This window comes from Methylotenera sp. (assembly GCF_013141425.1).
GTDB lineage: Bacteria > Pseudomonadota > Gammaproteobacteria > Burkholderiales > Methylophilaceae > Methylotenera.
Genome location: NZ_JABFRA010000135.1, coordinates 22756 through 31169 on the forward strand (window position 1 = coordinate 22756; position 8414 = coordinate 31169).

The window sequence follows — 8414 nt, forward strand, 5'->3', positions numbered from 1 at the left end:
AAACGCACACAAATTAAGGAAAGCATATGGGTCGTTTGTATTGGAAGTTTTTTATCTTCTTTTTTCTGGCGCAATTAACATCGGTCATTGGCGTTGGCATCGCGGTTTCGATTGAGCGCGAACGCGATGAAGTCGTGCGCGAGCAGATGATGCAACTGCAATTAGAGGCAAGGCCGCACCATGCGTTTGAAAAGCAAAAACATAGGATGGATAGGCCATTTAAGTCTAAACACAAACGCTGGTTTCCACTGATGCCGATATTTATTGGTACATTAGCCAGCTTAATTTTCGCGGCACTTTTAGCCTGGTATTTTTCAAAGCCCATCAAACAATTACGGCAAGCCTTTGCTAGTGCGGCTAATGGTAATTTAGATGTGCGGGTGGGTGATTCTATGGGGTCACGTCGAGATGAATTGTCGGATTTAGGCAAGGCGTTTGACCAAATGGCAATCCGTTTAGAGGCTTTGTTACAAAGCCAAACCCGTTTGTTGCATCAAGTGTCACATGAGTTGCGCTCACCATTGGCGCGCTTACAAATTGCCGTTGGTTTGGCACGTCAACAGCCGGAAAAGTTGGAATCTTCACTTGCGCGTATTGAGCGTGAATCTGAGCGTATGGACGATTTAGTCGGCGAACTGCTCGCACTTTCACGCTTGGAATCTGGTGTCATCCAGTTGGAAAAGGAATCTGTTAACTTAGATGAGTTATTGCAAACAGTGGTTGAAGATGCCCGTTACGAAGGTAACGCAAAGCAAATAAGCATTAATTTTTTACCTGCAAACGAAGCGAATCGTCCGTCGCACACCATCATGGCGCAGCAAGATTTATTGCATAGAGCGATAGATAATGTGGTGCGTAACGCCTTGAAATATAGCCCAAGCCAGTCTCAAGTTTCAATTCACACCAGTGTTGAAAATGAACAAATTAACATCATTGTGAATGACCAAGGCGCAGGCGTTGCCAATACTGAGCTTGAAATGATATTTCAAGCATTTTTCAGGGGCAGCAACACTCATCAAGCCGATGGACACGGTGTAGGCTTAGCGATTGCCAAGCAAATTATAGAAGCACACGGCGGTTCAATCGTCGCCTCCAATCTGCCTAGTGGCGGCTTGAGTGTAAAAATCACAGTGCCAAAGGCCTTGTAGTACGGAAAGCTTAGCAATTACATTTTTGTATGTATGTGAGTTTCTAGGCACTGTCCCTCGATTAAAGTACTTGCGGGACAGCCCTGCAAGCCAATAGGGACGGGCTTGCTAGGGTAGTGTTTTAAACTGTCTTTTTATGGCATATGAGCACGAGATTTGATAATTTACTCATGCCTAAGTGCCACGATTGGGTCCATCTGCGCTGCACGTCTTGCTGGAAAGTAGCCGAACAATACCCCAATCCCAGCCGAAAATAAAAAAGACATCATATTCACGCCGATGTCAAAGATGAACGGCACGCTCATTAAGCTTGCTATTGCATAAGAGGCAATGGCGGCAATCAGAATCCCAACTAGCCCGCCAATGGCCGACAATACGACGGCTTCAATCAAAAACTGTAACAAAACCTCGCGCTCTAAAGCGCCAACTGCGAGTCTTAAACCAATTTCTCTTGTTCGTTCAGTGACGCTAACCAACATGATGTTCATGATGCCAATTCCACCTACTAGCAGGCTCACTGCAGCCACCGCACCAAGTAAGGTTGTCAATACTTTTGTAGTGCTGGATAAGGTTTCGGCGAGTTGCTGTGTATCGAAAATATTAAAATTATCATCATCCCCGTCCGCTAATTTTCGACGTTCACGCATTAACTGGCGTAAGCTTGCTTTGAGAGGTGTGCTATCTCTACCCTCCAGCATAGAAACTAATAGCGAATTTACTTTTTTGCTACCGGTAACACGTCGTTGTAATGTATGTAGCGGCACAACGACTGCATCGTCCTGATCGCCCATCCCACTTTGGCCTTTTGCGGCCAGTATGCCAATGACGCTGCATGAAAACTGTTTAATGCGTAATTGACTACCTAGGCCAGTTTCACCTATTTTTCCGCCAAAAAGCTCGCGACGTACTGTTTCACCAATGACACAAACCGCCGCGCCGGCTCGTTGTTCGTCTTTATCAAAAATTCGACCGCTGGCGAGTTTCCAATTGCCGGTGATAAACCAAGCATTGGTGCTGCCGTAGATTGAACTTGACCAATTTCGACCATTTGCAATAACGGTGGCACTACTGCGACTTTGTGGTGCAACTGCGGCAACGCCACCAATTTGTGATTGAATAGCTTCGGCATCAGTTTCGGTGAACTGTGGTACGCCTCCGCCACCACCGCCTCCGCCAGGCTGTCGTTGCCCAGGATTTATCATCAGCAGATTTGTACCCAAGCTTGAAATTTGCATTTTGATGGCTTGCGTTGCGCCGTTACCCAAGGTGACCATGGTAATTACGGCCGCTACCCCGATGACAATCCCCAGAATAGTAAGGAACGAGCGCAACAAATTACGTTGTACGGATCGGAGTGCTAATATAAATACGCTATAAAGCATTAAGCCATCTCAATCTGTTCTGCAACCATTGAAACAGGATTTGTTGGATCTGAATTGGCTTCATCGCTGGCAATTTTTCCATCAACAAAATGTACCATGCGATGCGCATAAGCCGCCATGTCAGATTCATGTGTAACCATTAACACGGTAATGCCATGGTCTCGATTTAGCGCCACAAGTAGCGCCATAATTTCATGGCTGCGTTGAGTATCTAAATTTCCAGTGGGCTCATCTGCTAATAAAACCGCAGGCTCAGTAACAATGGCACGAGCGATGGCGACCCGTTGCTGCTGTCCACCTGAAAGCTCCGCTGGCGTATGATGTTCCCAACCACCTAGCCCCACCGATTTCAGCGCTTTTGTAGCTGCTTCGCGGCGTTTAGCCGCGCTATCGCCTCTATAAAGCAGTGGCAATTCCACATTTTCTTGCGCAGAAGTACGTGCTAATAGATTAAACCCTTGAAATACAAAACCAAGATACCGCCGCCGAAGCCTTGCACGCTGATCTCGAGATAACGATTCCACGTGAACTCCTTTGAACAAATACTGACCATCGCTTGGTGTGTCCAAGCAGCCAAGAATATTCATTGCTGTCGATTTTCCTGAACCGCTTGGCCCCATGATTGCAACAAATTCACCTTGCGAAATGCTCAAGTCTATGCCTTTTAAGGCCATCAGTTCAGAGGCGCCTGAGCCATATTTTCTTTTAATATCAATTAATTGAATGAGTGGTGTGCTCACTTGGCTGCCACTTTCTGATCAGTAATAACTTCCATGCCAAGCTGCAAATCGCCACCAATAATTTCTGTCATGTGGCCATCGCTGATACCGGGTTTCACCGCCACTGCAACTGCATTACCTGAACCGTCTTTTGGCAAAACCCAAACCTGCTTAGCCGAAGCCGTACTTGCTGTATCCGCCGCCGATTTGCGGGTATTGCTGCGCGGCATACGTGGTAACAAGCTCGACGCAATGCTACTTTTTTCTGTAGCGTTAGCGTCTGCTAGTGTAGGCGTAAAGCGCAGTGCAGTGTTTGGTACTAGCAACACATTACTCACTTGTTTTGCTGTGATTAGCGCGGTAGCGGTCATGCCGGGGCGCAAACTAAGATCGGAATTATCCACATCTAAATAAGTGAGGTATGTCACTACATTATCTGTAATTGTAGAGCCGAAGCCAACGCGTGTAATGCGCGCGGGGAACTTACGGGTTGGGTAGGCGCTTACAGTAAACGTAGCATTTTGGCCTACTTTAACCGCGCCAACGTCCGCTTCATCCACATATACCCAAAGTCTTAATTTAGCCAAGTCTTCGGCAACCGAAAATAAGGTCACGGCTTGTAAAGATGCAGCCACTGCATTACCCGGATCAACCGCACGTGTCAGCACAATGCCATCGGCAGGCGCTCTGATTGAGGCTTTGGATAGATTGGTCTGGTCCGTAGATAACGCCGCTCTTGCATCACTAACGCCTGCACGAGCACTTTCATGGTCAGCTATTGCACGTTCATGCGCAGCACGGCCAGCATCAAGCTCAGTTTTTGAGGGTACTTTACCACCAGATAAACGCGCGACTTCCTCTAGGCGTTGCAAGGTCGATGTGGTTTCTTTAATGGTCGCTGCCGTTTGCGCAACTTTTGCAATAGCCGCAGCTAGCGTAGCCTTTGAGCGTAATATCTGCGCATTTAGTTTTGCAGTATCTAGTTCAACCAACACTTGACCTTTTTTAATCACATCATTTACGTCTACATTTACTTTAAGCACCGTGCCTGAGAGCTCGCTACCAATGTTGATGGATCGCGTGGGTTGGATTGTGCCGTTTGCGGTGACGGTTAATGTGAGGTTGCCTTGCGTTACTGTTTGTGTCGTGTAGCTCGGCCTAGCGTTTGCAGCTTTGAGCGTCTGCCAATACCAGATGCCCGCTATTGTTGCGATGAATATCACCAAGCCTAACCATAGCGCAGGGCGGCGATACCAAGCGACTGCCGTTGGTTCATCTAGCAATGTAGTGATGTCGGTTTCTGAAACTGGTTTGTTCACAGTGGTAACTGTGGACGCGATAGTTCCTGGTGGCGTATTAGCGTTCATCGACGAGAGTTCCATTTCGTATTTTTTAGGTAATTTTTCATGATGGATTGCTTGGCATCCAGCCTCCACCCAAAGCCTTGTACAGGCGGACGTGATCCGCACTCACATCTGCGCTGGCATTGGACAGGCTATCTTGGGTGTTTAGTAGTGAGCGTTGCGTTTCAAGTACGGTTTGAAAATCGGCCAGACCACTTTGATAACTTTGGTTTGCCATTATGGCCGCATTGCCTGCTGCTTCAACAGCAAGTTTCAAGCGTGAAACGCGCTCTAAATCACCACGTAGAGCAACTAACGCATCTTCAACTTCTTGAAGCGCTGTTAAAACCGTCGCTTTATAAGCAAAACGCGTTTGCTCCAGCACAGCCTCCTGAGCGCGTACTTTGGCACGCCTTGAGCCAGCATCAAATAAAGGCATTGCTACATTTGCCAGTAAAGAGCTGACAACGGAAGAACCACTGGTTAAAGACCCTAAAGTAAGTGCGTTTAGGCCAAGCGATCCACCAAGGCTAAAGTTAGGCAGTCGTGCCGCATCGGCTTGCTCTAAGCGCGCTAACTCAGCGCTAATTCGATACTCTGCGGCACTCACATCAGGGCGTTGACGTAATGTCTCGGCAGGAAAATTTAACGCCAAGTTGTTTTGCGCTTGCGGAATCGGGCTATCTTTTGCTAATTGAGCAAGAAAAGTCGCTGGTGATTTCCCCGTTAGCACGGCAAGTGCATGGCTCATTTGCGCAATGCTGGTTTCTAACGGTGGAATCGAGGCACGTGTTTGTTCGGCTGAGGTTTTTGCTTGTTCCGCATCGAGCGACGACACCAAACCAGCCTGCGTGCGCCATTGGGTAATTTCCAGTGTTTCTAGCTGACTTGCCAAATTTTTATTGGCAATGGCTAAACGTGCTTGAGCATTGCGCAGAGTAATATAATCAAGCGCTATCTCAGCAGCAATAGAGGTTTGAATATTACTTAAGCCTGAAGCGCTGGCCAGAGCTGTAGCCTCACTGGCAGCAAGTCCGCTGCGATTTGCACCAAAAATATCTAGTTCCCAGTTTGCATCCAATCCCACTTTAAAATTATTCACTGCATTATTGTTGCCCGATTTACTACGCTGGGCCGAAGCCGAACTGCCTAACGTTGGCGACAGCGTGGCTGCTGCCACATCCCGCAAAGCACGCGCCTCAAGTAGTGCAGCTTTTGCACTATTCACGTTAGTATTGGCCTGCAATGCTTGTTGTATGAGTTGAGTAAGAAGCACATCATCAAAACGCATCCACCATGTGGTTAGCGAGGTGGCATGTGCATTTGAAACTGCCTCATTTACAGCCCAATTAGCCGGCACATCTATATTTGCAGTATCGGTGTGCTTAGTTTTGTAAGATGCGCAACCGCTCAATAGCAAAACGGATGTACAAAAAATAATCGCAGTATGTTTGATAAAAGTCACAATAGTATGTTGAAGTATATGAAAAAACGCACGATTTAAAGTTATCAATGTAAACCAATGAAATTACACAAGTTAATAAAAAGAATAATCAAAGCGGCCCTATTTACCTAAGTGTCACTACTATCAAAATTGAAAAATATCAATGTGAAACCAGTATACGCAATTATTATTTGCTTAGTATGTGCGCAACCGAACCTTTACGCCGTTTTACATGTTTTTAACATAGCTTTACATCATGACGTGATAGCTTCCATACTTTGCGGCTAAAAAGTAGTACAAATGCGACAAACTTTTTAACAAAGCTAGATTATTTTTGTCCCGCGCGTTCTTTCTCGTAGTTTTCATAGCTTTTTTGATTCAGCCTTTCTAAACAGCGCTCTGTTTCGCTAGGCGCTTGATTTCGACAATCGCTCTCGGCCTTTTGTTTAGCACTTTCGTACCAAGTCTGCGTGCTGCACCCAGCAATTGTGGGAAGCAAAAATATAAGTGAAATAAAGGCCATGCTTCGGGGAGTTTTCATTGAAATTACCTTTCGTTATGACTATTCACCACTACGCTTTTAATGGCGTGGTATTCGAGAAGAATTAGGAAAAAGGGTTTGACCATTTGAGTATTTCCATAAACGCAGTAAACGAAGGGGCTATTTTGCAATAGTCTTCAACGGACAAATCTAAACCTAGTTCGCGTTTGTTTGAATATTCGTACGATGCAATATAAATACCGCCAATATTGGTACCTGCGAGACAAATGAATATATGCGTGCCACCCGCTGTGCGGGCAAAAGGCAAAAGCTCGGGCAGGTGTCCCCAGTCTTGCGTAGTGGTCTTGTAGATTTGTAAAAGCCCATAATCATTTGGGTTGAGAGTGAGTTCATTGAACGCATTGAACAGAAAAGAATCTTTTCCAATGTCCGCCTGAACATCTTGTGGCACCTCAAATCCCAAACTCAAATCATCATCGTCTGTTTCGGGATATTCTGGCCAATCGGTATTAAATTTAAGCAAGAACGTACGATAATCCCTAGGCAATTTGTAGCCAATTTCAGCTTCAAAAGCATCTAAGTCGCTAGTAATTGGAAGGTTTTGGTTAGGGGTGAAAGTTAACATTTATACAGAAAGCTTAATAATTTTAAAAATAAGTGATCGATGTTATTTTCTACTTGGTTAGTGCAATAGCATCATTCGCTAAACATTTATGTTCGTCAATGCTTGGTAGCACTCAAGTATTTTATTAAGCCAGCAGGTAGTCCATTTTTAAATATTATTTTTCTCTTGCTGACCACTATCGGGTCATTTTCGGCCAAACTTTCTACCCAATCAATTTGTTTGCAGGTTTTGGTGTCATAAAACTCCCATGCGCTACTTGAACCACTGTAAGCGCCCAGTATCAGCACCTTATCATCCAAGGTGCGAAAAATCGCACCCTGCTTCCAAATGCCCCCTTTTTCGCCACCTTGGCATGTTTGCCCTGTGGCAAAGTTGCGAATGTAAAATGGCGGTTCAGCAAAAGTATCCGTCGGTTTTTTCTGTTCAGGAGTGAGAAAAGTTAGTTCAAATGTTGCCGCTTTACCCACATAATTTTCAAAGTCGCCTTTCTGCTTGGGTGAGGTTGCAATCGCTGCCACAGGCAATGCAAAAGTTTCTGCCGCTAGACTCGCAAAGCTAACTGAAAGTAGAGCTATTAAACTTAATACTTTGATTGTCATGGATAAACCTTTAAAGTGAATTGTTATGTAGAAATAAGGCGGTAACCATAAAAACTGAAACGCAATCACACCCGTAAAATGGGTGTTAGTATGATTTTGCTTGACAGGTAGAGGAAGTCCCTAGAGATGGGTTAGGTGTATTTAACTTACTAAAGACCCTTTTCACTCAACATTTTGCCCAATACGCCAAAGAACGCCAGATGGGTCTGTAATACAAAAATCTCGCATTTTCCATGGCTGAAGCTCAATTGGCCAAAGTTTTACGCCGTATTTCGATACAACCTCGCTTTGATTGACTTTACCCCACCATGCATCAACATCGGCAACTAGCATGTGCATCATGAAATTTTCGGCGAGACCCTCAGAGCAAAAATTTTGAAGCAAAAAACTTACATGCTCAAAGTGAAAGTAAGCAATGCCTCCACCTTCCGATGCCATGGTAAAGCCGATGTCTTTATAAAACTGCTTAGACAATTCAAAGTCTTTAGCTGGAACAAAAGCTTTAATTTCTGTCACGTGCAAATTTGACATGGTTTTATACACCTAACGTATTGAGTTAAAGGGCTCCATTAGGCGTCCCGCTTGAATGAATAATAGCTACTTCCCCTACTCGGAAAGGCATCTAAGTGACAAGATTGAGTTTTCGCGTGTT

The 8414-nt window shown here is 45.2% G+C and carries 9 protein-coding genes; 1 reads left to right on the forward strand and 8 read right to left on the reverse strand.

The annotated features are described in order from the left end of the window. Nucleotides 1-26 precede the first annotated feature (26 nt). Complete coding sequence (locus tag HOO90_RS11805; protein WP_292843311.1) at nt 27-1148, forward strand: ATP-binding protein; 1122 nt, start codon at nt 27-29, stop codon at nt 1146-1148. Between the two features lie 164 nt (nt 1149-1312). Here HOO90_RS11805 and HOO90_RS11810 read toward each other — a convergent pair whose 3' ends face one another. The 8 genes from HOO90_RS11810 to HOO90_RS11845 all read right to left on the reverse strand — a co-directional run bounded on the left by HOO90_RS11810 (nt 1313) and on the right by HOO90_RS11845 (nt 8293). Then, entirely contained in the window at nt 1313-2530 is a 1218-nt protein-coding gene (locus HOO90_RS11810; RefSeq protein ID WP_292843313.1) for an ABC transporter permease, read from the reverse strand. Then, on the reverse strand, nt 2530-3270 hold the full coding sequence (locus HOO90_RS11815; protein ID WP_292843315.1) for an ABC transporter ATP-binding protein: 741 nt from the start codon (nt 3268-3270) through the stop codon (nt 2530-2532). The genes HOO90_RS11810 and HOO90_RS11815 overlap by 1 nt, the downstream gene beginning before the upstream one ends. Next, nucleotides 3267-4718, reverse strand: a complete 1452-nt coding sequence (locus tag HOO90_RS11820; RefSeq protein ID WP_292843317.1) for an efflux RND transporter periplasmic adaptor subunit — start codon at nt 4716-4718, stop codon at nt 3267-3269. Before HOO90_RS11820 ends, HOO90_RS11815 begins: the two co-directional genes overlap by 4 nt. Then, the gene (locus HOO90_RS11825; protein WP_292843319.1) at nt 4654-6057 is read right to left on the reverse strand and encodes an efflux transporter outer membrane subunit; all 1404 of its coding nucleotides are present in this window, start codon (nt 6055-6057) and stop codon (nt 4654-4656) included. The genes HOO90_RS11820 and HOO90_RS11825 overlap by 65 nt, the downstream gene beginning before the upstream one ends. 307 nt (nt 6058-6364) lie before the next feature. After that, complete coding sequence (locus HOO90_RS11830) at nt 6365-6577, reverse strand: hypothetical protein (protein ID WP_292843321.1); 213 nt, start codon at nt 6575-6577, stop codon at nt 6365-6367. A 64-nt stretch (nt 6578-6641) separates the two neighbouring features. Next, nucleotides 6642-7163 (reverse strand): SMI1/KNR4 family protein, encoded by a 522-nt coding sequence (locus tag HOO90_RS11835; protein WP_292843323.1) that lies wholly within the window; start codon nt 7161-7163, stop codon nt 6642-6644. A 95-nt stretch (nt 7164-7258) separates the two neighbouring features. After that, on the reverse strand, nt 7259-7762 hold the full coding sequence (locus HOO90_RS11840; protein WP_292843325.1) for a hypothetical protein: 504 nt from the start codon (nt 7760-7762) through the stop codon (nt 7259-7261). Nucleotides 7763-7924: 162 nt separating this feature from the next. Then, nucleotides 7925-8293, reverse strand: a complete 369-nt coding sequence (locus HOO90_RS11845) for a VOC family protein (RefSeq protein ID WP_292843327.1) — start codon at nt 8291-8293, stop codon at nt 7925-7927. Between the last annotated feature and the right edge of the window lie 121 nt (nt 8294-8414).

Coding starts and splice junctions, on each gene's coding strand:
- HOO90_RS11805 (WP_292843311.1), top strand. CDS start 27: ATGGGTCGTTTGTATTGGAAGTTTTTTATCTTCTTTTTTCTGGCGCAA.
- HOO90_RS11810 (WP_292843313.1), bottom strand. CDS start 2,530: ATGCTTTATAGCGTATTTATATTAGCACTCCGATCCGTACAACGTAAT.
- HOO90_RS11830 (WP_292843321.1), bottom strand. CDS start 6,577: ATGAAAACTCCCCGAAGCATGGCCTTTATTTCACTTATATTTTTGCTT.
- HOO90_RS11835 (WP_292843323.1), bottom strand. CDS start 7,163: ATGTTAACTTTCACCCCTAACCAAAACCTTCCAATTACTAGCGACTTA.
- HOO90_RS11840 (WP_292843325.1), bottom strand. CDS start 7,762: ATGACAATCAAAGTATTAAGTTTAATAGCTCTACTTTCAGTTAGCTTT.
- HOO90_RS11845 (WP_292843327.1), bottom strand. CDS start 8,293: ATGTCAAATTTGCACGTGACAGAAATTAAAGCTTTTGTTCCAGCTAAA.